The sequence below is a fragment of the Sulfurimonas iocasae genome, assembly GCF_047716755.1.
GTDB lineage: Bacteria > Campylobacterota > Campylobacteria > Campylobacterales > Sulfurimonadaceae > Sulfurimonas.
This window is the reverse complement of the sequence record NZ_CP180409.1, coordinates 2,380,848-2,407,666: the sequence shown is the minus strand read 5'-3', so window position 1 is coordinate 2,407,666 and position 26,819 is coordinate 2,380,848. Positions and strand designations below refer to the sequence as shown.

General features: G+C 35.8%; 23 protein-coding genes, 1 tRNA gene and 3 rRNA genes. 23 read left to right on the top strand and 4 right to left on the bottom strand.

The genetic code is table 11. From position 1 onward, the window contains the following. The first annotated feature begins 101 nt into the window (after nt 1–101). From ACLHDE_RS12205 to rrf, 19 genes are all read left to right on the top strand, one after another. Entirely contained in the window at nt 102–695 is a 594-nt protein-coding gene (locus ACLHDE_RS12205) for a tetratricopeptide repeat protein (RefSeq protein WP_415396688.1), read from the top strand. Between the two features lies 1 nt (nt 696). Further along, the gene (locus tag ACLHDE_RS12200; RefSeq protein ID WP_415396687.1) at nt 697–1,419 is read left to right on the top strand and encodes a Nif3-like dinuclear metal center hexameric protein; all 723 of its coding nucleotides are present in this window, start codon (nt 697–699) and stop codon (nt 1,417–1,419) included. A gap of 15 nt (nt 1,420–1,434) precedes the next feature. Beyond that, entirely contained in the window at nt 1,435–2,148 is a 714-nt protein-coding gene (locus ACLHDE_RS12195) for a zinc ribbon domain-containing protein (RefSeq protein WP_415396686.1), read from the top strand. Between the two features lie 42 nt (nt 2,149–2,190). Further along, nucleotides 2,191–3,315 carry a lipid IV(A) 3-deoxy-D-manno-octulosonic acid transferase gene (gene waaA / locus ACLHDE_RS12190; protein WP_415396685.1) on the top strand — a complete coding sequence of 375 codons (1,125 nt, stop codon included), beginning with the start codon at nt 2,191–2,193 and terminating at the stop codon, nt 3,313–3,315. Between the two features lie 66 nt (nt 3,316–3,381). Further along, the gene (locus ACLHDE_RS12185; RefSeq protein WP_415396684.1) at nt 3,382–4,116 is read left to right on the top strand and encodes a pseudouridine synthase family protein; all 735 of its coding nucleotides are present in this window, start codon (nt 3,382–3,384) and stop codon (nt 4,114–4,116) included. Beyond that, nucleotides 4,103–5,065: a DUF429 domain-containing protein gene (locus ACLHDE_RS12180; protein WP_415396683.1), complete on the top strand. Its 963-nt coding sequence runs from the start codon at nt 4,103–4,105 to the stop codon at nt 5,063–5,065. Before ACLHDE_RS12185 ends, ACLHDE_RS12180 begins: the two co-directional genes overlap by 14 nt. A gap of 64 nt (nt 5,066–5,129) precedes the next feature. After that, nucleotides 5,130–6,476 (top strand): signal recognition particle protein, encoded by a 1,347-nt coding sequence (gene ffh / locus ACLHDE_RS12175; RefSeq protein WP_415396682.1) that lies wholly within the window; start codon nt 5,130–5,132, stop codon nt 6,474–6,476. A 389-nt stretch (nt 6,477–6,865) separates the two neighbouring features. Continuing rightward, a complete protein-coding gene (gene rpsP / locus ACLHDE_RS12170; RefSeq protein ID WP_415396681.1) occupies nt 6,866–7,093 on the top strand; it encodes a 30S ribosomal protein S16 in 228 nt (75 codons plus the stop codon). Nucleotides 7,094–7,095: 2 nt separating this feature from the next. Beyond that, on the top strand, nt 7,096–7,332 hold the full coding sequence (locus ACLHDE_RS12165; protein ID WP_415396680.1) for a KH domain-containing protein: 237 nt from the start codon (nt 7,096–7,098) through the stop codon (nt 7,330–7,332). Then, the gene (rimM, locus tag ACLHDE_RS12160) at nt 7,316–7,858 is read left to right on the top strand and encodes a ribosome maturation factor RimM (protein ID WP_415396679.1); all 543 of its coding nucleotides are present in this window, start codon (nt 7,316–7,318) and stop codon (nt 7,856–7,858) included. The genes ACLHDE_RS12165 and rimM overlap by 17 nt, the downstream gene beginning before the upstream one ends. Then, on the top strand, nt 7,858–8,562 hold the full coding sequence (gene trmD, locus ACLHDE_RS12155) for a tRNA (guanosine(37)-N1)-methyltransferase TrmD (protein ID WP_415396678.1): 705 nt from the start codon (nt 7,858–7,860) through the stop codon (nt 8,560–8,562). Before rimM ends, trmD begins: the two co-directional genes overlap by 1 nt. Continuing rightward, entirely contained in the window at nt 8,552–8,911 is a 360-nt protein-coding gene (rplS, locus tag ACLHDE_RS12150) for a 50S ribosomal protein L19 (RefSeq protein ID WP_415396677.1), read from the top strand. The genes trmD and rplS overlap by 11 nt, the downstream gene beginning before the upstream one ends. 113 nt (nt 8,912–9,024) lie before the next feature. Further along, nucleotides 9,025–10,134, top strand: a complete 1,110-nt coding sequence (locus ACLHDE_RS12145) for a M20 family metallopeptidase (protein ID WP_415396676.1) — start codon at nt 9,025–9,027, stop codon at nt 10,132–10,134. A 16-nt stretch (nt 10,135–10,150) separates the two neighbouring features. Further along, nucleotides 10,151–11,056 (top strand): ATP-grasp domain-containing protein, encoded by a 906-nt coding sequence (locus ACLHDE_RS12140; RefSeq protein WP_415396675.1) that lies wholly within the window; start codon nt 10,151–10,153, stop codon nt 11,054–11,056. Between the two features lie 97 nt (nt 11,057–11,153). Further along, nucleotides 11,154–13,748, top strand: a complete 2,595-nt coding sequence (locus ACLHDE_RS12135; RefSeq protein ID WP_415396674.1) for a M14 family zinc carboxypeptidase — start codon at nt 11,154–11,156, stop codon at nt 13,746–13,748. Nucleotides 13,749–14,193: 445 nt separating this feature from the next. Next, a 16S ribosomal RNA gene (locus ACLHDE_RS12130) occupies nt 14,194–15,722 on the top strand. 114 nt (nt 15,723–15,836) lie between these two features. Continuing rightward, nucleotides 15,837–15,912, top strand: a tRNA-Ala gene (locus ACLHDE_RS12125). A 238-nt stretch (nt 15,913–16,150) separates the two neighbouring features. Beyond that, nucleotides 16,151–19,047: ribosomal RNA gene (locus ACLHDE_RS12120) — 23S ribosomal RNA — on the top strand. A gap of 212 nt (nt 19,048–19,259) precedes the next feature. Then, nucleotides 19,260–19,375, top strand: a 5S ribosomal RNA gene (rrf, locus tag ACLHDE_RS12115). Together the 16S, 23S and 5S rRNA genes with 1 tRNA gene alongside form the textbook arrangement of a ribosomal RNA operon. Nucleotides 19,376–19,481: 106 nt before the next feature. Here the strand turns inward: rrf and aat are convergent. From aat to ACLHDE_RS12095, 4 genes are read right to left on the bottom strand one after another with little or no spacing between them, the layout of a single operon-like run. Then, on the bottom strand, nt 19,482–20,168 hold the full coding sequence (aat, locus tag ACLHDE_RS12110; RefSeq protein WP_415396673.1) for a leucyl/phenylalanyl-tRNA--protein transferase: 687 nt from the start codon (nt 20,166–20,168) through the stop codon (nt 19,482–19,484). Next, nucleotides 20,149–22,341, bottom strand: coding sequence for an ATP-dependent Clp protease ATP-binding subunit ClpA (gene clpA / locus ACLHDE_RS12105; protein ID WP_415396672.1), 2,193 nt, complete (start codon nt 22,339–22,341; stop codon nt 20,149–20,151). Before clpA ends, aat begins: the two co-directional genes overlap by 20 nt. A 1-nt stretch (nt 22,342) precedes the next feature. Then, complete coding sequence (locus tag ACLHDE_RS12100; protein ID WP_415396671.1) at nt 22,343–22,642, bottom strand: ATP-dependent Clp protease adaptor ClpS; 300 nt, start codon at nt 22,640–22,642, stop codon at nt 22,343–22,345. A gap of 6 nt (nt 22,643–22,648) precedes the next feature. Continuing rightward, the gene (locus ACLHDE_RS12095; RefSeq protein WP_415396670.1) at nt 22,649–23,884 is read right to left on the bottom strand and encodes an aminotransferase class I/II-fold pyridoxal phosphate-dependent enzyme; all 1,236 of its coding nucleotides are present in this window, start codon (nt 23,882–23,884) and stop codon (nt 22,649–22,651) included. A 49-nt stretch (nt 23,885–23,933) separates the two neighbouring features. Here ACLHDE_RS12095 and bioD point away from each other — a divergent pair, with 49 nt between their 5' ends. The 4 genes from bioD to ACLHDE_RS12075 are packed head-to-tail and all read left to right on the top strand — an operon-like array spanning nt 23,934 to nt 26,816. After that, entirely contained in the window at nt 23,934–24,581 is a 648-nt protein-coding gene (gene bioD, locus ACLHDE_RS12090; RefSeq protein WP_415396669.1) for a dethiobiotin synthase, read from the top strand. 20 nt (nt 24,582–24,601) lie between these two features. After that, nucleotides 24,602–25,492 carry an aspartate carbamoyltransferase catalytic subunit gene (locus ACLHDE_RS12085; protein WP_415396667.1) on the top strand — a complete coding sequence of 297 codons (891 nt, stop codon included), beginning with the start codon at nt 24,602–24,604 and terminating at the stop codon, nt 25,490–25,492. Continuing rightward, nucleotides 25,482–26,420, top strand: coding sequence for an aminodeoxychorismate synthase component I (locus ACLHDE_RS12080; protein ID WP_415396666.1), 939 nt, complete (start codon nt 25,482–25,484; stop codon nt 26,418–26,420). Before ACLHDE_RS12085 ends, ACLHDE_RS12080 begins: the two co-directional genes overlap by 11 nt. Nucleotides 26,421–26,432: 12 nt before the next feature. Beyond that, the gene (locus ACLHDE_RS12075) at nt 26,433–26,816 is read left to right on the top strand and encodes a hypothetical protein (RefSeq protein WP_415396665.1); all 384 of its coding nucleotides are present in this window, start codon (nt 26,433–26,435) and stop codon (nt 26,814–26,816) included. Nucleotides 26,817–26,819: the final 3 nt, after the last annotated feature.

The window sequence follows — 26,819 nt, the reverse complement described above, 5'->3', positions numbered from 1 at the left end:
AAGCACTAGTGCTTTGAGCCTCCTGCTGAAGGAAACAAAGCGTTAGCGTAGGTAACGGAATTACTTCCGGTGCTGTAAAATAAAATAAAGGGACATAAAACATGACAGTTTTTCAACTATTGATGCTTGGAGCTTCGGCTTTTTTTGCATTTAAAATTTTTGAGCACATTAAAACACTTCAAGATCCACAACCCCAAAGAGAGGATTTAGATCAAAGTGAAGATAAAAGAGCAGAAGCTTTCTCCCCGTTTGACCCAGAAGCCTTGGTAGAAAAAGCAGATGTAGCCTTTGAAGAAAAAGATTTTCAAAAAGCATTAGCATTACTTAGTGAAGCAGATGCCAAAGACCCGCAAAACTCAGATATTTTATTTAAAATTGCTTATATCTTACAACAAACAAATGATAATGATGAGGCACTTAAATATTATAAACAAGCAGTAGAGATAGATGAAGATAATGAGTATATTCATAACTCTATGGCATCTATATACCGAGCAAATGGTGAGTTTACATCGGCAAAGATGCATCTACATGCATCTTTAGAGATAGATAACTCAAACCCAATAACTTATTATAATTTTGGAAATCTATTAGTAGATATGAAACATCCAGAGGAAGCAAAAAATATGTACCAAAAGGCATTAGAGATAAATCCAGATTTTAGTGAAGCTAAAGAGGAACTGGAGAAACTTTAAAATGAAAATTTCTGAAATATATAAATTCTTGAATGAACTCTCACCATTTGAACTGCAAGAATCTTGGGATAATTCAGGTCTTTTACTTGGTGATTTTAACCAAGAAGTTAAAAAGATAGTGCTTAGTATTGATGTTGATGAATCTTTAATTGAATCTATGGATAATGATACACTTCTGATAACTCATCACCCTATTATTTTTGGTGGATTAAAGCAGTTGGAATTTAGTAAGTATCCTGCAAATCTTATTCAAAAAATGATAAAAAAAAATATTTCTAATATTGCAATGCACACTAATTTTGACCAAACACATTTAAATGAATTTGTTGCTACTGAAGTTTTGGGTTATAAAATCGCACAAAAAGATGGATTTGTTGCTTATTTGGATGTCGATGAAGATTTTGATACATTTGCAAAAAAAGTCTCTTTAGCATTTGGACTTCCTCATGCAAGATGCGTAAAAAGTTCAAATCGTGTAAAAAGAGTGGCTTTAACAACAGGTTCTGGATGCTCTTTATTGAAATCTATAAATGCGGATTGTTTTTTAACTGGAGATGTCAAATACCACGATGCCATGGAGGCTAAAAGCATAAAACTTTCGCTAATTGACATAGGACATTTTGAAAGTGAACACTTTTTTGCACAAATTTTACACCGTCATTTGAAAAATTTAGGTTTAGAAGCTATAATTTCATCATCAAAGAACCCGTTCACATATATTTAATCCAAAAGGAGACTGATGAACCAGCATCTTAAACAATTAATAGACCTTTCTCGTGTAGATAAAGAGATTGATGCATTTGAGCCTCAAATCGAAGAAGCTAATTCTAAGTATGAAGCTGCATTAGCAAAAAAAGAGAGTATCGATACAGATATTGAAAACTTAAGCAATGAAATCAAAGATGAGCAACTTAAAAAGCATAAGAATGAGTTGCATTTAGCCGAACTATCTCAAAAGCTAGAAGATAACTCTAGAAAAAGTGGTGAAGTGAAAACTGAGCGTGAGATGAAATCTTTACAGCTTGAAGAAGAGATAGCAAAAGAGCAAGTAACTTTTGCAAATGAAGAGATTACTAGACTTGAAAAAATCATTGAGCTAAAGAAAGAGCAAGTAGAAGCTGCAAAAGTTTCACTTTCAGAAATAGATGCAAATCTTGAATCTGTAAAAGCTGAAGTTGATGAAAAACTAGAAGTAATTAATAAAGAGAGACAAAAAGTATTTGTTGAAAAAGAGAAACTTCTTGGAACTACGAATCAAAAAGGTTTAGCTTTTTACCAAAAAATTCGCCGTTGGGCTAAAAATAGTACTGTTGTAGTAGTTGAAGATCAAGCTTGTATGGGTTGTCATATGTTAATCAGTGATAAGATTTTAGCAGATGTTATTAAAGCTGAAGAGATTACAACATGTCCGCACTGTGGTCGTATTCTCCATGTGGAAGCTTCTGACGAGTAGGGCTTGAAGCCTTTTACGCTCCTCTATTATATTTTAAGTGCTGTGCTATATCTTGTAGCACTCCCACTTTTAGTATATCTCTCATTTAAGCAAAAATACAAAGAGTCTGTCCCAGCCCGTTTCTTTCTTTTTAAAAATCCACCATTCAAGACTAAAGATGGAGTTTGGTTTCATGTTTGCTCACTTGGTGAAGCAAAAGCATTAAAGCCGATTTTAGAGCTAGTAAGTGATAAAGATATAAAGATAACGACTGTAACTCATACTGGTCAGACAGAAGCCAGAAAGTATGATGCAGATGTTAGGTATTTACCATATGAGATTCTACTTCCATTTTGGATGAAAAAGCAAAAACTGCTTATAGTTTTAGAAGCTGAGTTTTGGTATATACTTTTTGTACTAGCAAGATATAGAGGTACTAAAGTTGTACTTTTAAATGCTCGCATCTCAGATAAGAGTGTAAAAAAATATTTGCAGTTTGCTTGGTTTTATAAAAAGCTTTTATCAAATGTAGAAGTTATATATGCTCAGAGTGAAGTTGATAAAAATCGTTTTTTAGCACTCGGAGCTAAAAATATTGAAATCATCGGAAACATAAAGTTAGCCGGTAAAATCACTAAGACAAAAGAGTATGAGAAGCCAGTTCAAGAGTGTATAGTTGCTGGAAGTACACATGATGGTGAAGAAGAGTCAATATTAAAATCATTTATTCAGTATAAAAAACAAGTAGATGCAAAACTAATAGTAGTTCCAAGGCATCCTGAAAGATTTGAGAGTGTTTATGCGTTAATGAAAAATTATGCTGATAGAAACTCTTTAACTCTTTGCAGATTCTCAGAATCTCAAAACTTTGAAACAGATTTGATTTTAGTAGATGCAATGGGTGAACTCAACAACATGTATGCTATTAGTGATATAGCTATTGTTGGTGGTGCGTTTAGAGAAGATGTTGGTGGGCACAACCCACTAGAACCTGCTTTCTTTGGATGCAAAATAATTACAGGCAAACATTTTCATGATCAAAAAGAGCTTTTCAAATATGTACATCATGTACAGTATGTTGAAGCAGATGAGATTCACAAAGCACTTTTGGCTACAAAAGATTTACCGATGTCAATGGTTGAAGAGAAAATAAACTTAGAACCTATAATACAGAAAATACTAGAATAATAAAACTACCTCTTTAGAGGTTAGATTAATGACCGTATTTATGAAATAAATTAAGGAGCATGCTTAATGTCAAAAGAAAAAGCATATAAGATACTGGCAATACAAGAGGGTATTTCAAACTCTCAAGCTAAATCAATGATAGATCGTGGTTTAGCATATGTTGGAAACAAAAAAGTAATGATAGCTCGTGGAGAGATAGATGCTAAAACAGTCTTTAGAGTTCAAAAGATAGAAAAAATAAAACCAATTTTTGAAAATGATGATATTATTGTTATCGATAAGCCTGCATATGTGAACTCAGATGAGATAGAGAGACAGCTTAAGCCTGCAGTGCTTTTGCATAGACTTGATCGTGAAACAAGTGGAGTATTAATGCTTGTTAAAAATGAAGAGTTTAGACAACGGGCTATTAAAGAGTTTAAAAAAGACAATGTATATAAAGAGTATATTGCATGGGTTGAGGGCATCATTAGTGAACCTATAGAAGTTGATAAACCAATTTTAACTCAAAGAAAAAATAATAAAGCATACTCAAATGTATCGGGTAAAGGTAAACCTGCAAGATCAGAGTTTTTCCCTGACATTGTAAGTGCGAATAAAACAAAAATTAAGTGTATTATTCACCATGGTAGAACACATCAAATAAGAACACACCTTCGTTATATTGACCATCCGATTATTGGAGATGAGCAGTATGGTGGAAGACGTGCTAAGAGAGTAATGCTACATGCTTATAAAGTTAGACTCTTGGATATGGAATTTGTAGCACCTGAGCCTAAAGTATTTGTTGACTTCCAATAGTGTATATATAGGAATTGATTTAGCTTGGGGAGATAAAAATCTCTCAGGCTTTTGTGTATTAATTCCTTATAAAAAGAGTTTAAAAATTATAGATATTAAACTTTTAAAATCTATAAATGATATAGTCGATGAGATACAAAAATATAAAAACGATAAAGTCTGCATTGGACTAGACGCTCCACTACTCGTTCCAAATGAAGATGGAAATAGAGAGTGTGAAAAGCTTTTTAATAAAGATTTTGCAAAGTATAAAATCTCTATGCTCCCCGTAAATAGAACACTCCTGACAAAATATAACTCAAACATAAGAAGTGAAGAGTTATTTAAAAGACTAAAAGAGGATGGATTTAAGAGAGATTATAACTCTGATAGAGTTATATTTGAAGTCTATCCTCACTCTACAATAGCTATGCTGTTTAACAATCAGCAAATTTTGCCATATAAGAGAAAAAAAGGTAGAGATGTTGGGTTTATAAGAGAACAAATTGATATTTATAAAAAATATTTAGCAAAGGTTGTCTATCCCCATAAGATACTAAAGAGTGATATAGCCGCTTATAAAGGACAAGGTCTAAAAGATTTTGAGGATATGCTAGATGCAATTACCTGCGCATACACCATCTACTTTTGTCAAAACAATGAAGCAAGATTTTACAAAGTTGATGATGAAGATATTTTTGTGACTCCGATAAGCCCTTGGAAAGTATATGTATTAAGGTGTGCAGATGAGACACTTTATACAGGAGTGACAACCAACTTAAAGCGAAGAGTAAATGAGCATAACACATCAAACATTGGTGCAAAATATACAAGAAATAGAAGACCTGTAGAGCTTGTTTACTTTGAAAAGTGTGATGATAAGGTAGATGCAATGAAGAGGGAATATGCTATAAAACAACTCTCACGAAAAGAGAAATTAAAACTCATTGATGCAAGTTTTAAAAATTAAATAAACCAAAAGTCCTACTCTGCTATAATTCGCAAAATATTATATAAACTATATAAGGTACTTCATGTTTGATACATTAACAGATTCATTTACAGCTGCTATTAAAAAGATTCGTACATTTGATGATGATAAGGCACTGACAAAAGCGCTGAATGAGTTGAAAAAATCACTCTTAAAAGCAGATGTAAACCATACTGTCGTAAAAGATTTAATAAATAAAGTTCAGATAGAGACTAGGAAAAATGGTATAGGTAAAGATCAGTTTTTAGACGCACTTAGAGCAACTCTTTATGAACTACTTGAAGTTGGTGGAAATCGAGGTTTTACTTTTGCTCCAAATCCTCCGACTGTAATCCTTATGACAGGACTTCAAGGTTCTGGTAAGACAACAACTACTGGTAAACTTGCAACGTACTTGAAAAATAAGCAGAAAAAAGTTCTTATTGTAGCAGCAGATTTACAGCGTTTAGCAGCGGTTGAGCAACTTCGCCAAATTACTACTCAAATAGAAGTAGAGCTTTATGAAGATGAAGCTACAAAAAGCCCTGTAGAAGTTGTAAATGGAGCACTTAAAAAAGCAAAGAGTGGCATCTACGATGTTGTTCTTATAGATACAGCTGGTCGTTTAGCTATTGATGATGAACTAATGGATGAACTTAAAGCTGTTAAAAAAGCTGCAAATCCAAGTGAGATATTTTATGTAGCTGATTCAATGACTGGTCAAGATGCAGTAAGAACAGCCACAACATTTAAAGATAAGATTGGCATAGATGGTGTTATTCTTTCAAAATATGATGGCGATTCTAAAGGTGGTGTAGCATTAGGTCTTTCATCACAAGTTAAAGTTCCTCTCCGTTTTATCGGTAGCGGTGAGAAGATGGAAGACTTAGAAGTTTTCCTACCTGATCGTATTGTAAACCGTCTTATGGGGTTTGGTGATATTGAGGGTCTTGCTGAAAAAACTGCAGGTGCAATTGATGAGAAACAAGCTAAAAAACTTACTAAAAAGATTCAAAAAGGTAAGTTTAACTTCAATGACTTTTTAGAGCAGATGGAAAGCATGAAGAAGATGGGTAGTATGAAGTCTCTTATGGGCATGATTCCAGGTATGGGAAATATGTCAAAAGCTCTTAAAGATTTCGATATGGAGAATTCAAGCGAACTTAAAAATATCAAATCAATGGTCTCTTCGATGACGCTAAAAGAGAGAGAAACCCCGGATTTATTAAATAATTCTCGTAAAGGAAGAATCGCAAAAGGTTGTGGTTTAGAGATTGTAGAGATTAACCGAATGATAAAACAGTTTAAAAATGCAGGTAAAATGGCTAAGAAATTTTCAGGCAAAAATGGCATGAAAGATCTTCAAGCTATGATGGGTCAAATGAGTGGACCAGGAGCAATTCCTCGTTAAAAAGGTAAAATAGCAATGCATTTGCCGCGTTGCTACGCTCGTCACGTACTTTAAGTACGCTTCCTCTCTATGCGCCTTGCAACTACATCACTCTTTTACCTTTGGCTTGAATGTATGGAATATTTTTGAAAAAAATGTTCATGGGAGTTAAAAATAGGACAATGGTATTTATCTCTCTCTTTACATTTAAGTTATGACTCGCTATAATTCCACCATCGTAATAACTTCTGAAATAATCCCTCTGTGATTAGAAGGTATCTTGAAAACCAAGATATAAGACGCATATCGAGTAAAAATTTACTCGAGGGCGGTAAGAGGCACAATAAAACTACTTAGTATATTTTATTCTGCAAAAAAACCTCCAAAAATTTTAATATTAGGACACATAAATGACAGTAATTAGACTTACTCGTATGGGAAGAAAAAAACAACCATTTTACAGAATAGCTGTAACAGATAGCCGTAAACGTAGAGATGGTGGTTGGATTGAGTTAATCGGACACTATAATCCAATGGTAGCTGAGAAAACTTTAGTTGTTGATAACGAAAGACTTGACTACTGGTTAAGTGTTGGTGCTCAAATGAGTGACCGTGTTAAAAAGATAACTGGTCGTTAGTCATGATTTCTGAATTTGTCGCGCAGTTTGCCAAACTTATAGCAACTTACCCGGATGATATAAAAGTGCAAATAAAAGAAAGCGATGAAATTACTGAAATAGTTCTTTATGCTAATCAAGCCGATGTTGGTAAACTGATTGGTAAAGAGGGCAAAATGATTGGTGCAATTAAAACTGTAATATCTGGCTGTAAAGCAAAAGATGGCGTAAGCTATAGAATTAATGTCGAACCAATCTAAAGAACAAAGACTTCATATAGCCACTATCGGCAAAACTGTCGGTATAAAAGGTGATATGAAGTTTCATATCCATAGTGATTTCCCGGAACAATTTCAAAAGAACTCCACATTTTCGACAAATAAAAATAACACTATTACTCTAGATGATGTAAATCATGAAAGAGGTCTTATAAAAATAGCTGGTATTAACTCTATCGAAGATGCAAAAAAGTTTACTAACGTAAAACTCTACACTACTAGAGAAGAGACAAGAAAAAATTGCCATCTAAAAGAAGGTGAGTTTTTCTGGTTTGATATAGAAGATTGTGAAGTTTACGAAGATGGAAAACTATTAGGTGTTGTAAATGAAGTTGAACGTATCACAATCAGTAATTATCTGAATGTTCAAACTAACGATGAACTGGTTAAAATAGGCTTTGCAAAGAGTTTCTTAATACCTTTTCATAAACCATTTATTTTAAATACAGATATTGATAAAAAGATTATTACCGTTAGTGGCGCAATGGATATTTTAGAAGCTTCATAATGACTTTTACTTTTGTAACTCTATTTCAAAACATCGTAGAGGGGTATTTTTGTGACTCTATCCTAAAGCGCGCAATTGATAAAGAGATTTTAAATATTAACTATTTAGACCCTCGAGAGTTTAGTAACAACAAGCATTCTAAAGTTGATGATACAGCCGTCGGTGGTGGAGCTGGTATGGTTATGAATCCCCAGCCACTTTTCAACTCTTTAAGTGAACTTAAAAAACAAGATGAAAATGTTCATATTGTTTTTTTAACCCCTGTTGCAAAACCTTTTGTGCAGCGTGATGCCAAAAGATTAGCAAAAATCTCTCATATAGCTTTTGTTAGTGGAAGATATGAAGGGATTGATGAGAGAGTCATAGAAGAGTTTGCTGATGAAGTTTTCTCGATAGGAGATTATATTTTAACTGGTGGAGAATTACCTTCACTTGTTATGTGTGATGCAATTTCGAGAAATGTAGAAGGTGTACTTGGCAATAGTGAGTCGCTAAGTATTGAAAGTTTTGAAACGCCTCTGTTAGAGGCACCATCTTTCTCTAAACCCAAAGATTTTCAAAGTTGTTCTGTCCCATCAGAATATTTAAAGGGAAATCATAGTAAAATTCGCTCACTTAAATTAGCCTTGTCTGAATGTAAGACTAAATTCTTCAGGCCAGAGCAGCTTTTAAAGCATAGAACAAGGAAATCTTATGAGAAATAAGTACATAGAAAACTTTGAAAAAGCACAAACAGCTGAGAAAACTCTTCCAGAATTTCGTGCTGGTGATACTGTTCGTTTAGCAGTAACTATTAAAGAGGGTGACAAAACTCGTGTACAAAGCTACGAGGGTGTTTGTATAGCAAAACGTGGTCAAGGTACAGGTAAAACAATTACTGTACGTAAAATTGGTGCTAATGGTATTGGTATTGAAAGAATTTTCCCAATTTTCTCTGACTCAATAAATGAGATAAAAGTTATTCGTCGCGGTCGTGTTCGTCGTGCAAAACTATTTTATCTTCGTGATCTTGCTGGTAAAAAAGCTCGTATCAAAGAACTTAGAAGAAAATAATCTTCTAAGTTTCTACACTTCTTCCCTTCCAAATCATAATTATCATTTTTTTTATACAATTTAAATAAATATATAGTACAATTAATCTAGTTCGTATAGAAACTAGGAGTTGAATGAGCTATTTAAATGATTTAAATACAATTGTAAATATAAACTCATACACTAAAAATAAAGATGGTGTAGATAGAGTTGGAATAATATTCGATAAATGGCTTACTGAGTTAGGTTTTAAAGTAAATATTTATGATAGAGAACTTATTGGAAATCATAGACATTATACTTCTAAACATGACAAAACTGCAAAAACATTACTGCTTCTTGGGCATTTAGACACTGTATTTCCACCAAATGAATTTGAAGAATATTCTGAAGATGAAGAGTGGGTTTATGGACCTGGTGTGTGTGATATGAAGGGTGGAAATATTGTAGCACTACAGGCTCTAAGGGAATTCAAAGAGCAAAATAATGAAATAAAAAATATAGATATTCTTTTTGTGAGTGATGAAGAAACTGGTAGTGATGATTCTAAACATCTAACTGCAAAACTTGCGTCTAAGTATGACTACTGTTTTGTATATGAAGCAGCCGGTGAAGATATGGAAGTTGTAACAGGAAGAAAAGGGGTAGGAACTTTTTTTTTAGATATAACCGGTAAAGCCGCTCATGCAGGAAATCACTATGTAAAAGGGCATGATGCAAATCTTGAAGCTTCTTATAAATTACAAGAATTAGTAAAATTAACAGACTTAGAAAAAGGAACAACTGTTAATGTTGGAAGAATTAATGGTGGACTTGGTGCAAATACGATTTCGCCATTTGCAAATTTAGTTTTTGAATTAAGATATAAGAACTCTGATGAGCGAGATAGAGTTTTAAAAAGTATTGAGAAGATAGTTGAAAAATCATTTGTAAATGGGACAACTTCACAACTTAGTGGTGGAATACAAAGAGATGTGATGCAAACAAGCGAATCTTCACTCAATTTGATAAAAAATATAGAAAAGATTACTTCTAGTGTTTTAAAGTATGAAGAGAGAGGCGGAGTGAGTGATGCTAATATTGTTAGCTCTTGTGGAGTTGTTACTTTAGATGGATTTGGACCTTTTGGTGATGGAGATCACACTATACATGAAAGAGCTTCAAAGGAAAGTTTTAAGAGCAGAATAGAGTTGAGTAGAAAATTATTTACTTATTTTGTAAAAAACTTAGATTTTACGAAATAAAATAAAGGAGCAAGTTATGGCAAAGAGAAAAATCGGAATGTGGTTATATACAAATAGCGGTGGCGACAAAATTGCAAAAAAGATTATTACAAAGCTGGAAGAAAGAGACATTGAGACACTTGATGATGTAAATCTTAGACATGCTATTGTTCAGAATGCAAATATCATTCATAATAAAGTAAAGCTAAATAAGCTAGATCTATTTTTCTCGTACAATGCAGGAGAACAAACACAGTATCAGACATATTTATATCAAGCATTAAATCGTGTTATTCCTATGATTAACTCTTATGAGGCTTTTGCTTTGAGTGAAGATAAGTTTCATACATCTTTTGTTTTGAGAAACCATGGCATTAAAACGGCTGATTATAGGTTATGTCATAGAGATGATGGACATGAATTAAAGAAAATAATGAAAAAATGGGATAAGATGGTTTATAAACCAACTGATGGTTGGGGCGGAGTAGGGCTTACAAAGATAGAAAATGAGGCTAGTTTAGATATGTTACTACCATTTTTAAACCAGATGGATTTGAGATACTTCTATGTTGAGAAGTTTATAAAATATGATAATACAGACTTTAGAGTAGATATAGTAGATGGAGAGTTTGTTAGTTGTTATGGCAGAAAAGCTAGTAAAACAGACTGGAGAACAAATGTCACAAGTGGTGGTTCTATATTTTTACGTGAAGCAAATGATGAGATAGTTAAAATTGCTAAAAAAGCTTGTAAAGTTTGTGGTGTAGATATTGGTGGTGTAGATATTATTTATGATAAAGAGAAAGAAGAATATGTAGTTCTTGAGGTAAACGGTATTCCAGCCTTTGCAACACCTGAGCAAGAAAAAATGGGACTTAATTTTAATGACAGAAAGATTGATCTGATAGTTGACCTTATAGATAGAAAAACTAAGAAAAAATAATGACTCCTAAAGGCTTAAATGAGTATTATTATATTTTCAAAGAAAAAGTTGGCCACTAGGCTAACTCTTTTAACAATTAATATTTTAAGGTAACAATTTGAGACAGCAGTACAGTTCCTACGACGAATGTGTAGAATTTTTTAAACAAGCACAAATAACAAACCCGGATCTTTTTAAAGTTGAATCTATAGGAAAGACTTGGGAAGATAGAGAGATAATCGCTGTAAGCATTACAAAAAATATAGACAAGCATTTAGAAAAACCGGCACTTTTTTATACTGGAACCATTCATGCAAGAGAGTGGATAGGGATTGAACTTAGCCTTAGCTTCGCCAAATATATATTAGATCATATTGATTATGATCCTCAACTTAATGCTATTTTAGATAGATCTACCCTTTATATGGTTCCTTGTGCAAATCCGGATGGCTTTGAGTACTCAAGAAATCACTTCTCATTTTGGAGAAAAAACAGAAGAAAGAATGCAGATGGAAGTTTTGGAGTTGATTTAAACAGAAACTTCTCTATAGGCTTTACTCCAAATAAAGACATGACCTCAAATGTTTACTCAGGAGTGAGTGCTTTTAGTGAACCTGAAACAGCTGCACTTAGAGACTTTGTAACTTCACATAAGAATATAACTATTGCACTAGATTATCATTCACAGGGAAATGTATTTTTCCCTGCGCATAACTTTATGCATGAAGATGCGATAGATGCTATTGATTTAAATCTATTAGCATCTAATATGGCTGAAGAGATTAGAAAAGAGTCTGGGCGAGAATATGGTGTTCATATGGGTAAACCTCCAGTGAGTTTGATTTCAGGAAGTGGTAGAGAATTTTACTATGAACAGGGAGCATTGTCATTGGTAGTAGAAGTTGGAACTAGAAATATCAGTGATTATAAAGAACATATGAGTGAAAATATAGAAGAAAATATCTCGGCACTTATATTTGCTCTTTCTGAAGTAAATAATTATAAAAAAGATAATTCACTTTTAAGAGTTGAAAATTTTATTGCAACAGAAGTTGCTTCTAAAGAAGTTGAACTAAAGTGGGATTACCCTGATGATGAAACTGTGTATTTTGAGATATATCGTTCAAATACTAAAAAAGGATTTGCTCAAGCTTCAAATAGAATTGGTATGACAAAGCTAAAAACTTATGAAGATAAAAATCTAAAAGCGTCTACTAATTATTACTATTACGTACGAGCAGTTTGTAAAAAAAGATATGTAAAATCTCCATATGCCCAAGTTCTTGGTGTAAGAACAAAACCTCTAGAAGCTATGTTTTCTAAAATTTTATATCCTTTAGCAGATAAGATTGGCTACGTTGGAGAGAAAACTAAAAAGAATCCAGATCATTTTGGAAATAACTCTATGTTTGTAGGTATTTCTGAAAGCAAAGGTGAATGTTTTGGTGTTTGTGGATTTTCTCTCTCTACAATACCACAAAATGCAATTATTACAAGTGCTTCAATCTCTTTTTATCCTATGAATAGAGTCTCAGTTCAAGTGGAGAGTTATGGAGAATGGAGAGTTGGACAGATAGATGATAGAACTATAGATAGCATAAGTAGTTTTGATGATATTAAAAATGCTAAAACACTAAGTTATATAGATAGACCAACAGGTTCTGCTCAATTATCCCAAGGTATCTGGAGAACGTATAAGTTCGCAGCACAAGAAATAGCTGTTTTACAAAACTCATTAACTCGCTCAGAAGCTCTGTTTAAATTTGAAGGACCCTCATTATTACCATTAGATCGTGCATCTCAACTTATGCAGTGGGATATAGGATATGGAAAATTTAGTGGAGGACTTACATATAGACCAAAATTGGATATATCATATACAGTAAATGAAGCTAAGCTTGAACTTCAGTCATCAAAAGAGTTCACGGCACTAGAGAATAAAATATTAGAAAATGAACTAGTAGCAGGATATGATAAAAATGGAAATAAAAAATATTCTTGTATAGAGTTTGATCTTTCTCAATGGCCGGAAATGGATAACACTGTAATATCAAGTGCATATATAGAGATAGATGCTATTGATATAAATTCAACTAATACTCTTCGTTTTCATATAGAGATGGTTAAGCCTTGTGAAGGTGATATAACATATGAAAAAATAAAAAACAGAGAAATTGTTGAGAGAATAGGTTATGACATAAGTATATCTGACATAAAATCAGAGCCTAAACAAAGATTTGTATTTGATACATATGCTATAAATGAAATGGTAGAAAATATAGATAAAGATTCTAAAGCTTTATTTGCAATATCTGCTTCATCGCACAAAGCTCTTCCAAAAAGTCAGGATGTTACTTTCATGGATGAAAAGAGAGTTAAAAGACCTTCTTTAACAATCAACTATATTAAAAAGCGCCGTAATCCACCATCCAAAGTTGAAAACCTAAGATATAGCATTGAAAGCAATGTTATAAAGCTAGAGTGGGATACACCGGATGATGACGGATATAGTGGAGCAATAGTAGTTAAAAATCCTTTCAGAGTCCCTTGCTCACCATATGATGGACAAAAGCTTTATGGAGGAACAGATAACTATACATATGACAATTTTGGTGATAGTAGTGTAAATAAATACTATGCTATTTTTTCTTATGATGATGTTCCAAATTTTTCAGAGCCTGTGTTTATAGAGCTAAATACAAAAGAAAAATAGCCAGCCAAACGCTGAGTATTTTTACACAAAGAGGAAGTTTTTAAAACTTCCCAACCGATTAAGAATCTTCTAAGCAACAACCCCCTATAATTCCCATCCACAAACAAAGAGACCTTGTTAAAGAGGGCTAGAGAGACTTCGAGTTGAAGCTTTTGAGATTGTTTGAGATCATTGAAAACTAAGCAAGTAAATAGACTTAATAACTAACGAAACAGTTAGTAATTAGCTCATTAATAAGTTTACTTAGAAATAACTAATTAACAACAACCGTCTATTCTATTTTGAATCCAATTTATTGGATCCCTTATAGTAATAGATACATACAAAAAAGTCCATAAACTGTTCACGCGGTTTATGGCAACAAAGCCAATGAATTTTAATTCTTGGGCAAAAGATCAGTAATGCACAGCAATGTGTTCTTTACATAATCTGTCTTCGGACAACAATTATGGAGAGTTTGATCCTGGCTCAGAGTGAACGCTGGCGGCGTGCTTAACACATGCAAGTCGAACGATGAACCGAAACTTATCACTTGTGGTAGGCTAGGGGATTAGTGGCGCACGGGTGAGTAATATATAGTTAATGTACCTCGAAGACCGGGATAGCCATTGGAAACGATGATTAATACTGGATACACCTTCTAAACTCAAGTTTAGTCGGGAAACGTTTTTTCGCTTCGAGATCAGACTATATCCCATCAGTTAGTTGGTAGTGTAAGAGACTACCAAGGCAATGACGGGTAGCGGGTTTGAGAGGATGATCCGCCACACTGGTACTGAGACACGGACCAGACTCCTACGGGAGGCAGCAGTGAGGAATATTGCACAATGGGGGAAACCCTGATGCAGCAACGCCGCGTGGAGGATGACGCATTTCGGTGTGTAAACTCCTTTTATGAGTCAAGAAAATGACGGTAGCTCATGAATAAGCACCGGCTAACTCCGTGCCAGCAGCCGCGGTAATACGGAGGGTGCAAGCGTTACTCGGAATCACTGGGCGTAAAGGACGCGTAGGCTGGCTCGTAAGTCAGATGTGAAATCCTATGGCTTAACCATAGAACTGCATTTGAAACTACGAGCCTAGAGTATGGGAGGGGGAGATGGAATTAGTGGTGTAGGGGTAAAATCCGTAGATATCACTAGGAATACCGAAAGCGAAGGCGATCTCCTGGAACATAACTGACGCTGAGGCGTGAAAGCGTGGGGAGCAAACGGGATTAGATACCCCGGTAGTCCACGCCCTAAACGATGAACACTAGTCGTCGGGATGCTTGTCATCTCGGTGATGCACTTAACAGATTAAGTGTTCCGCCTGGGGAGTACGGTCGCAAGATTAAAACTCAAAGGAATAGACGGGGACCCGCACAAGTGGTGGAGCATGTGGTTTAATTCGAAGATACGCGAAGAACCTTACCTAGCCTTGACATTGATAGAACACCCTAGAGATAGAGTGGTGCCCTTCGGGGAACTTGAAAACAGGTGCTGCACGGCTGTCGTCAGCTCGTGTCGTGAGATGTTGGGTTAAGTCCCGCAACGAGCGCAACCCTCGTCCTTAGTTGCCAGCAGGTTATGCTGGGCACTCTAAGGAGACTGCCTTCGCAAGGAGGAGGAAGGTGAGGACGACGTCAAGTCATCATGGCCCTTATGGCTAGGGCTACACACGTGCTACAATGGGGCGTACAGAGAGTTGCGATACCGCGAGGTGGAGCCAATCTCATAAAGCGTCTCTCAGTTCGGATTGAAGTCTGCAACTCGACTTCATGAAGCTGGAATCACTAGTAATCGTAGATCAGCAATGCTACGGTGAATACGTTCCCGGGTCTTGTACTCACCGCCCGTCACACCATGGGAGTTGATTTCGCCCGAAATTGGGAAGCTAACCTTCGGGAGGCTACCACTTACGGCGGAATTAGCGACTGGGGTGAAGTCGTAACAAGGTAACCGTAGGAGAACCTGCGGTTGGATCACCTCCTTTCTAGAGTAAAGAGAAAACATTCATTTGTTTATCTTGTCAAAAGAAAATCTCACGAAGAGATGTTAGTTATTAGTTTATTACTTGCTTAGTTTTCAGTGATCTATCACTTGAAATGGGGAATTAGCTCAGCTGGGAGAGCGCCTGCCTTGCACGCAGGAGGTCAGCGGTTCGATCCCGCTATTCTCCACCATTTCATTTTAAATTCTAAAACAAGTTTCAAACTAAATCCAAGTACTTAAGTTAAGTATTTCGATTTGGTTTTAAACCAAAAAGTTCATTAAATTATAATTGTTAAAGTCAACATATATAAATAAAGAGAGAATTTATTCTATTATTAATTATATTAACTAAATAACTACAAAATCAACAGGATCTGTCTTGAATGATGTATTAGTACATTAAACAAGGTAGTGAACGCAAATTAGAATAAAAAAGATATTAAGGGCCATAGGTGGATGCCTTGGCTAGTAGAGGCGATGAAAGACGTATTAGGCTGCGATAAGCCTCGGGGAGCTGCCAAAGAGCTTTGATCCGGGGATTTCTGAATGGGGCGACCCAGCATGGTGCGAATCATGTTACAACTTAGGTTGGGCGAACTCAGGGAAGTGAAACATCTCAGTACCTGAAGGAAAAGAAATCAAACGAGATTCCCAAAGTAGCGGCGAGCGAAATGGGATTAGGGCACTTAGTGATAATATATTTGTTAGCAGAACACTTTGGAAAGAGTGAGCATAGAGGGTGATACTCCCGTAAGCGAAAACATTTATATGGTACTAGACTAAGGAACGAGTAGGTCGGGACACGTGTTATCTTGACTGAATATGGGGGGACCACCCTCCAACCCTAAATACTACTACTAGACCGATAGCGAACAAGTACCGTGAGGGAAAGGTGAAAAGGACCGCGGTGAGCGGAGTGAAATAGAACCTGAAACCTATGGCTTACAATCATTCGGAGCACTATTGTCGCAAGACAAGTGTGACGGACTGCCTTTTGCATAATGAGCCTGCGAGTTGTGGTATCTGGCAAGGTTAATCGAACGAGAAGCCGTAGCGAAAGCGAGTCTTAATAGGGCGACATAGTCAGATGCTGCAGACCCGAAACTGAGTGATCTATCCATGAGCAGGTTGAAGCTGGTGTAAGAGCCAGTGGAGGACCGAACCCGTAGAAGTTGAAAATTCTTGGGATGACTTGTGGATAGGGGTGAAAGGCCAATCAAACTCAGTGATAGCTGGTTCTCTCCGAAATATATTTAGGTATAGCCTCGAGCATTAGCGTATAGGGGTAGAGCACTGACAGGGCTAGGGCTGCTTACCGCGGTACCAAACCCTATCAAACTCCGAATACTATACGTGTAACCTCGGGAGTCAGGCGTAGGGTGATAAAATCCTATGTCGAGAGGGGAACAACCCAGACTAGCAGCTAAGGTCCCAAAGTCTTGTCTAAGTGGAAAAGGATGTGGAGTTGCTGTGACAACCAGGAGGTTGGCTTAGAAGCAGCCATCCTTTAAAGAAAGCGTAACAGCTCACTGGTCTAGCGATTCTGCGCCGAAAATATAACGGGGCTAAGACAAGCACCGAAGCTCTAGATTTATGATTTATCATAAGTGGTAGGAGAGCGTTCCATTCAGCGCTGAAGGTACACCGGTAAGGAGTGCTGGAGCGGATGGAAGTGAGCATGCAGGCATGAGTAGCGAGAAAAGGGATGAGAATTCCCTTCGCCGTAAACCCAAGGTTTCCTACGCGATGCTCGTCATCGTAGGGTTAGTCGGGACCTAAGTCGAGTCCGAAAGGGGTAGACGATGGCAAATCGGTTAATATTCCGATACCGACCGTTGTTCGTTTGAGTGATGGGGGGACGCATAGAGTTAATTGAGCTCGCTGATGGAATAGCGGGTCGAAGGATGTAGGTCGAGAAGTAGGAAAATCCGCTTCTCATGAGACCGAGATCTTACAGGCAGACCAATCTCTTCGGAGAGCGGTTTGAATCAATGATACTGTCGTGCCGAGAAAAGCCTCTAAACGAGAACAACGGTTGCCCGTACCGTAAACCAACACAGGTGGGTGAGATGAGTATTCTAAGGCGCGTGGAAGAACCATTGTTAAGGAACTCTGCAAACTAGCACCGTATCTTCGGTATAAGGTGTGCCTAAACTGTAAAGAGATTTACTCTCTGAAGCGGTTCAAGGTCGCAGCAAAGTGTCCCTCCCGACTGTTTACCAAAAACACAGCACTCTGCTAACTCGTAAGAGGATGTATAGGGTGTGACGCCTGCCCGGTGCTTGAATGTTAAAAGGATTGCTTAGCTTCGGCGAAGGCTTGAATTGAAGCACAAGTAAACGGCGGCCGTAACTATAACGGTCCTAAGGTAGCGAAATTCCTTGTCGGTTAAATACCGACCTGCATGAATGGCGTAACGAGATGGGAGCTGTCTCAACAATGGATCCAGTGAAATTGTAGTGGAGGTGAAAATTCCTCCTACCCGCGGAAAGACGGAAAGACCCCGTGCACCTTTACTATAGCTTGACACTGCTATTGGGATATTCATGTGCAGGATAGGTGGGAGCCTTTGATTCATAGACGCCAGTTTATGATGAGGCATCCTTGAGATACCACCCTTGAATATTCTGATAGCTAACTCCGTACAATTATCTTGTGCGAGGACAATGTCTGGTGGGTAGTTTGACTGGGGCGGTCGCCTCCTAAAAAGTAACGGAGGCTTACAAAGGTTAGCTCAGAGGGGTTGGAAATCCCTCGTAGAGTATAATGGCATAAGCTAGCCTGACTGTGAGACATACAAGTCGAGCAGAGTCGAAAGACGGTCATAGTGATCCGGTGGTTCTGTGTGGAAGGGCCATCGCTCAAAGGATAAAAGGTACGCCGGGGATAACAGGCTGATCTCCCCCAAGAGCTCACATCGACGGGGAGGTTTGGCACCTCGATGTCGGCTCATCGCATCCTGGGGCTGGAGCAGGTCCCAAGGGTATGGCTGTTCGCCATTTAAAGCGGTACGCGAGCTGGGTTCAGAACGTCGTGAGACAGTTCGGTCCCTATCTTCCGTGGGCGTAGGAACGTTGAGGAGAGCTGACCCTAGTACGAGAGGACCGGGTTGGACGTACCACTGGTGCACCAGTTGTTCTGCCAAGAGCATCGCTGGGTAGCTACGTACGGATGAGATAACCGCTGAAAGCATCTAAGCGGGAAGCCAACTCCAAGATGAACGTTCCCTGAAGTACGCTTGAAGACTACAAGCTTGATAGGCTGGATGTGTACGCACAGCAATGTGTTTAGCTGACCAGTACTAATAGTACGTTTGTCTTTTTTACAGTTCTTTTATTAGAACACAATTCGTTCACTACCTTGTTTAGTGTATTACACAATACATTAGTTATTTAGTTATGTTGACTTTCGTCCTATGCTCTGAAATGGCATATGACACACACGACAATCATACTTTAATGAGATTTCTCATTAATACCCCTTTATTGACTCATACAGTCAAGTCTAAGTACATTTCGATGTCTTTAGACTTGATTGTCTAGGTGGCTATAGAGAGAGGGAAACGCCTGGCTCCATTCCGAACCCAGAAGCTAAGCCTCTCATCGCTGATAATACTAATCCTTGCAGGATTGGAAATGTAGGTCGCTGCCTAGTTGATCAATTTACTTACTTTAATTTACACATAAAATCAACAAAGTCAATTTTATTTCGCTCGCACCGCTGTGGTGACTAAAGCTTGCTTCTATCGAAGCAGAATTTATTATATTAAATCTTTATTTATTTTCCAATTATTATCTATATTATCCATGTTGACTTTTAATAATCTTTGTAAAAAATACTCTCTTGAGACTTCTTTAGCACCTAAGCTCTTTAAATGATTTGTTGGAACTTGGCAATCTATAAAGTCATATCCCCACTCTTTTAAATGTTTTATTAAAACTGCATATGCTGATTTTGAAGCATCGCTTACCTGTGTAAACATTGATTCGCCACAAAATACTTTGCCAACTACCATTCCATATAATCCACCTACAAGTTCACCGTTTTGATAACTCTCTATAGAATGTGCTATTCCCATACCGTGTAATGTTGTATATGCTTCTATTATCTCTTCACTAATCCAAGTACCTGCTTGATCATTTCTTGGTACTGTAGAGCATCTACGCATTACTTCTTCAAAGTTATTATCAAATTTGTAACTAAATTTTTTCATGCTTTTTTTCAGTGATTTACTTATTTTAAAATCATCTAGTTCCATTATAAGTCTAGGATTTGTAGACCACCATATGATAGGGTCTCCGTTGCTAAACCATGGAAATATACCATTTTGATATGCACGAATAAGTCTAGAAGGAGTTAAGTCTCCTCCCCAGGCTAATATTCCATCTTCATTCGCATTAGATGCATCTGGAAACTTTATTTCATGTTTATTTAGCTGTGGAATCATCTAATTGTTTAAATCTTAAAACGAGTTTTTTGTTAAATCCAACTTCTACTTTACCACCATTTTTTAACTTACCAAATAGTATTTCATCACTAAGTTTGTTGGTAATGTTGTCTTGTATATATCTTTTTAGTGGTCTGGCACCCATTTCTTTTGAATATCCACTCTGTGCAATAAAATCTTTTGCTTTATCAGAGATAGTTACAATGATTTTTTTCTTTTTGAGTTCAATATTTAACTCATTAATAAACTTAATTACAATATCTTTAACTGTTTCAAGACTTAATTGTCCAAACTCTACAACTGCATCTAGTCTATTTCTAAATTCAGGAGTGAAAAATGATTTTAACTCTTCATTTTTTGAGATGCTTTCATCTTTATTAAAGCCCATAACATTTCTAGCACTTGCTCCAATATTTGAAGTCATAATCAGTATAACATTTTGAAAGTTTGCTTTATATCCATTGTTGTCAGTTAGTGTAGCACTATCCATGATTTGAAGAAGAATATTTACTAAATCAGGGTGGGCTTTTTCTATTTCATCAAGAAGCAAAACTGTATATGGATGTTTTTTTATAGCTTCGGTCAGAAGCCCACCCTGCTCAAAGCCAACATAACCAGGAGGTGCTCCAACTAAGCGAGACAGAGCGTGTTTTTCCATATATTCACTCATGTCAAATCTCTCAAAGTTAACACCTAAGGTTTGGCTTAGCGAAATTGCAAGTTCAGTTTTTCCAACACCAGTAGGACCTGAAAAAAGAAAAGAAGCGATAGGTTTGTTTTGAGGGGTTAATCCTGCTTTAGAGATTTTAATAGCTTTTACTACTTCAACTACAGCCGCATCTTGACCAATAACTTTTTGTTTTAAATCACTCTCTAGATTCATAAGAGAGCTAGTCTCATCTTTTGTGACTTTTGAGCCTGAGATGCCAATAATATTAGAAATAGTTTTTTCTATATCATAGGAGGTAACTTTTTTCTTTTGAGATTTTTTTAGATGAAATGAAGCTGCTGTCTCATCAATTAAATCAATCGCTTTATCTGGAAGGAATCTATCTGTTATATATCTTTTTGAGAGTTCAACAGCACTTTTTAATGCTTCATTTGTGTATTTAACATTATGATGCTTTTCGTATCTGCTCTTTAGTCCTTTTAAAATCTGGTAACTTATTTTAGTTGAGGGCTCATCAACATCTATCTTAGAAAATCTTCTGCTTAGTGCCTTGTCTTTTTCAAAACCATTTCTATATTCAGCAAAAGTTGTAGCACCCATACATTTTAACTCACCAGATGCAAGAGCTGGTTTTAATTGGTTTGCTGCGTCCATTGTGCCGCTTGTAGCTCCAGCGCCTATTAGAGTGTGTATTTCATCTATAAAAAGAATAGCATTTGGATGCTTCTTTAGTTCATCCATAACACCTTTTAGGCGTTTTTCAAAGTCTCCTCTATATTTAGTCCCAGCAAGAAGAGCGCTCAAATCAAGTCCGAAAAGTTCAGCTTCTTTTATAATATCTGGAACATTACCACTTGAGATATTTAGTGCTAGGCCTTCGGCAATTGCAGTTTTACCAACACCGGCTTCTCCAACTAAAATAGGATTGTTCTTTTTTCGTCGACATAAAATCTGCACAACTCTTTTTATCTCAGCATCTCTTCCAATAACTGGATCGATTTTTCCTTTTTTTGCCTTATCTAAAAGATTTATACAATACTTATCTAAAAAAGATTCTTTATCTTCAGATGCAGAACTTGGCTCACGATGAGAGATAAGTTCTAGTACATCAAGTCTTGATATTTGATACTCATTTAAAAGAAGGTAAGAAAAACTATGTTCTTCATCATACAAAGCGGCTAGCAAATCACCTACATCTGCACTTGATTGCTGAGCACTCTGTATATGTTTAATCATATTGTCTATTAGTCTAGATAGTGCTACGCTTTCATATGGGTCTTGTTTTATATTCTCAGGAAGAGTGTCTATATTTTTTAGTATATAGTCATTAAGAGATTTTTTCATCATCTCCACATCCCCACCGCATGTTTTGATTATATCTGCTCCATCTTTGGAGTTAAGAAGTAGATAAAATACATGCTCTATCGTTAAGTACTCATGTCTTAACTCTTTTGCATATAGAATAGATTTTTGAAATATATCATTTAAATTTGTGCTTATCATTTTACTCTTCCTCCATTATAGCTCTTAGTGGAAAACCATTGTCTTTAGCTTTTTTTCTTACTTGCATAACTTTTGTCTCTGCGATTTCATGAGTGTATACACCACATAATCCTCGCTCTTTTTTATGAATATCAAGCATAATCTGTTCTGCTTGTGCATAAGTTCTATGAAATATACTCATAAGTATATCAATTACAAAATCCATAGAAGTATAATCGTCATTTAAAAGAAAAACTTTGTACTTCTTTGGGTGTTTTATTTTAACTTCATCATAAAGTTCTAAGTCTGTATTTATAGCCATTGTTTCCTACTTTGAAGCTTGAATAAAATCGTTAATAATATCTTGCGGATTTTCAAGTCCGATTGATACGCGTATTAGACCTTCACTAATGCCTAGAAACTTTCTCGTCTCTTCATCAAAGTCTCTGTAAATTGTAGATGCCATGTGAAGAGCTAATGTTCTACTGTCTCCAATATTGGCTGTAAGTGTAGCAAGTTTTGTTTTGTTTAAAAACTCAAATGCTTTTTTCTTGTTTCCCATGTCTATAGTAAAGAGTGTTCCACAACCATTTTTAAAATCATTTAAATATCTCTCATTATGTGGATGTAATTTTAAACAAGGGTGATTTATGTTTAAGCCAGCCTCATCTAATGCTAAAGCCACTATTTCTACACTGCTTGTAATTCTAGATAGCCTTAGAGGAAGTGTTTCAAACCCTAGCATTGTTTGGTAGCTGGCATTTGCATTTGCACTCATACCAAAATCCCTTAAAGCTCTTTTTTTAGCATTTGCAAATAGTGCCATTTTCCCAGCACCTTTTATAAATTTTGCCAAGAAGTCATATCTTGGAGATTTTAGTTTATCATCTCCGTCATTTACAGCGCGAAATACTGCGCAGCCACCAAGAGCTGATGAGTTTCCAGATATGATTTTGGTTGTTGAATAGATGCTGATGTCAGCTCCGAGCTTTAGTGGAGAGATACTAAGAGGAGTTATGGTGTTATCAACCATAAATATTACTCCTGAGTCATTAGCTATTTTAGCAATACGACCTATATCTGGGAGTTTCATATTTGGATTTCCAACACTCTCTAAAAAGATAATTTTTGTATTCTCATTTATTGTCTGTGCTATCTCTTTAAAATCATCAACATCAAAGAAGTGAGTTTTTATGCCAAAGCGAGCTAGGGTTTCACTAAAGAGCGAATAAGTACCTCCAAAAAGGCCACCAATAGAGATTATCTCATCTCCAGATGCAAGAAGTGACATACACGCAAGAGTTGTAGCCCCCATACCAGAGCTTGTTGCTATCGCTGCTACGCCACCATCCATCTCTGCCATAATAGATTCTAATTTTGCAGTTGTGGGATTTCCCATACGAGAATATAGTGGTTTTTTAACACTTCCATCAAATACTCCTTGCGCTATTTCAGGTGTGCCGTAAGCAAAAGATGCAGAATTTGTTACAGCTGGACTAACTGCTCCCTCTTTGTTTCCAACTAACTGGACAAATTTGGTACAATACTCTTCAAAATTATTCATTAATATATGCCTTTAAATTATACGTGATTATACCAAAGTAGGAATAACCTTGACAAAACGAATTTTTATTACCGCAACAAATACAGATATTGGTAAGACCTACACAACTAAACTGCTCTTACGTGAGTTTGCATCTAGGGGTTTTAGAGTAGGTGTAATAAAACCTATAGAAACTGGCGTTGTTGATGGATATGCCCAGGATGGCAGTGAACTTTTGGCATGTGTCAAAGAGCTAAACTATGAGTTTGAAAATGTCTCTTTAAGTGATGTTGTACCCATTACATACAAGCTTCCTGCTGCTCCTTTTGTCTCATCAAATAATACAAAATTAGATTTGCATCTATTAGACAAAGCAGTAGAAAACCTGGAAAAACTTTGTGATTTACTTATAATTGAGGGAGCAGGAGGGCTATATGTTCCAGTTGATGAAGATACAATGATGGTTGACTTGATAAAGCACTTTGGGGCATCAGCACTTCTGGTTACCCACTGCTCACTTGGGTGCATAAATGATACTCTTCTTAGTAAAAAAGTGCTTGAAGATAAAAATATAGAGCATCTAGTAGCTTTTAATTGTCGTGAAGATGACAAGAGCTTTTCAAGTGTTTCAGAGCCTTATTTTTTAAAAATAGGATTTGAAGTACTAAAAGTTAACCAAAATATTGACACTATTTGCGATGTCTTGTATAATCTATAAATTAATTTAAAAAGATGAGCATGCAACACTTAATCCGCACAGATGATTTCACAGTTCAAGAGATAGAAGATATTTTTGCAGATGCAAGAAAGTTTGGTGCAAAAAAGAATGGTGATATAATATTTGATAGAATTTTACAAGATAAAATTATAATAACACTATTTTTTGAAAACTCCACAAGAACTAAAAGCTCATTTGAGATAGCTGCAAAAAGACTAGGTGCCGAGATGGTTCATTTAGACGCGGCAAAGAGCTCTACAAAAAAAGGCGAGACTTTAGTAGATACAGCAATGAATTTAGATGCTATGAACCCTCATGCCATAATAGTACGTCATCAAAATTCAGGTGTTCCACAAATTCTTTCTAATTATACAAAATCTGCAATAATCAATGCAGGTGATGGTGCTCATGCTCACCCAACTCAAGCACTACTTGACCTTTTTACACTAAAAGAGCACTTTGGTGATGTAAAGGGTAAAAAGATAGCAATTGTCGGAGATATTAAAAACTCAAGAGTTGCCAATTCAAATATAGAACTTCTTAATAGATTTGGTATGGAAGTAATACTTGTCGCTCCTCCTCACTTTTTACCAAAAACCACTCTTAGAACGACACACTTTTTAAAAGATATCATAGATGAAGTTGATGTTATTATGAGTCTTAGAACTCAGACTGAAAGACACTCTTCACAAAGCTATGCATCGCTCAAGGATTATGCAAGTGATTTTTGTATAACTAGTGAGTTAGTTGGAGATAGAGACATAATACTACTTCACCCTGGTCCTGTTCATAGAAACATAGACATTTGTGACGCACTTTTAGCAGATGAGAGGTGCAAGGTTCTAGAGCAAGTGGCAAATGGTGTATCTATAAGAATGGCGGTACTAAAAAAACTAATACATGACGTTTAAACAGATTAACTCTCTTGGTAGGCAGAGGAAACCTTTTTTATTTATAAGCGATTTTTTAGCACAAAATATAGAGGTAATTCCTTTGGATGAGTTAAGCCTACACAATATAGAATTTTGTATAAATGAAGATTATATCCATAAAAAACATAAGAATTTTTTTAAAAAAGATGTTATTGGATATGAGAGTTACAAAATAAAATTTGATAAGATAATTGAACATATAAAATCTGGTGACACCTATCTCTTAAATCTTACTGCACCTACAAAAATCTATTCTGACTTAACTTTAAAAGAGATATATAGCTACGCAAACGCACACTACAAACTAAGATACAAAGATAAATTTGTCTGTTTTTCTCCTGAGAAATTTATCCGTATAAAAGGCTCTAAAATTCACACCTACCCAATGAAGGGTACAATAGAAGCTTCCATACAAGATGCCAAAAATAAAATACTTGAAGACGAAAAAGAGATGGCTGAACATACTATGGTTGTTGATCTTTTGAGAAATGATTTGTCTATAGTAGCATCTGATGTGAAGGTAGAAGAGTTCAGATATGTACAGAAGATAGACTCAGGAGAAAAAGAGCTACTTCAAGTAAGCTCACATATAAGTGGTAATGTAGGTGAGAACTGGCACGAGAAAATTGGAGATATATTAAAAGCACTTCTTCCAGCTGGAAGTATAAGCGGTGCACCAAAAAAAAGTACTTTAGAAATTATTAAAAATGTTGAAGGGTATGAGAGAGGTTTTTTTAGTGGTGTTTTTGGCATCTATAATGGAGAGTATTTTGATAGTGGTGTTATGATTCGTTATGTTGAAAAAACAGAAGATGGATACATATACAAAAGTGGCGGAGGGATAACTCTTGATAGTGACGCTAAGTTAGAATATAGTGAGTTGCTTGATAAAGTGTATTTACCTTAGATGATGAGAAATATGAAATTACTAAAATATATTGGCTATTTTATATTTGCACTTTTGCTTCACACTATCTTGTTATACCTTTTTGTTTTAGGCTTTTATACTCTTTATTTTACATTCTTGCTTGTTTCCTCTTATATTTTGTACAAATACAATAGGTATTTTTCATATAGAGTTTTTTCATTGCTTCTTATATTTGTAGTAGTATTTATAAACTTAGAGATATATGATGAGTACCTATTTGAGATATACCTTTATTTTGATGCAGTTAAAGATAGTATATTTGTAAATAGCGAAGTAAAGTATGTATTAATTGTACTTCATCTAATAGTTTTAATTAATTTAAAAAAATTTGAGAACTTTTGGGCTATAATAGATAAAAAAGTATTTAGGATTTAATTA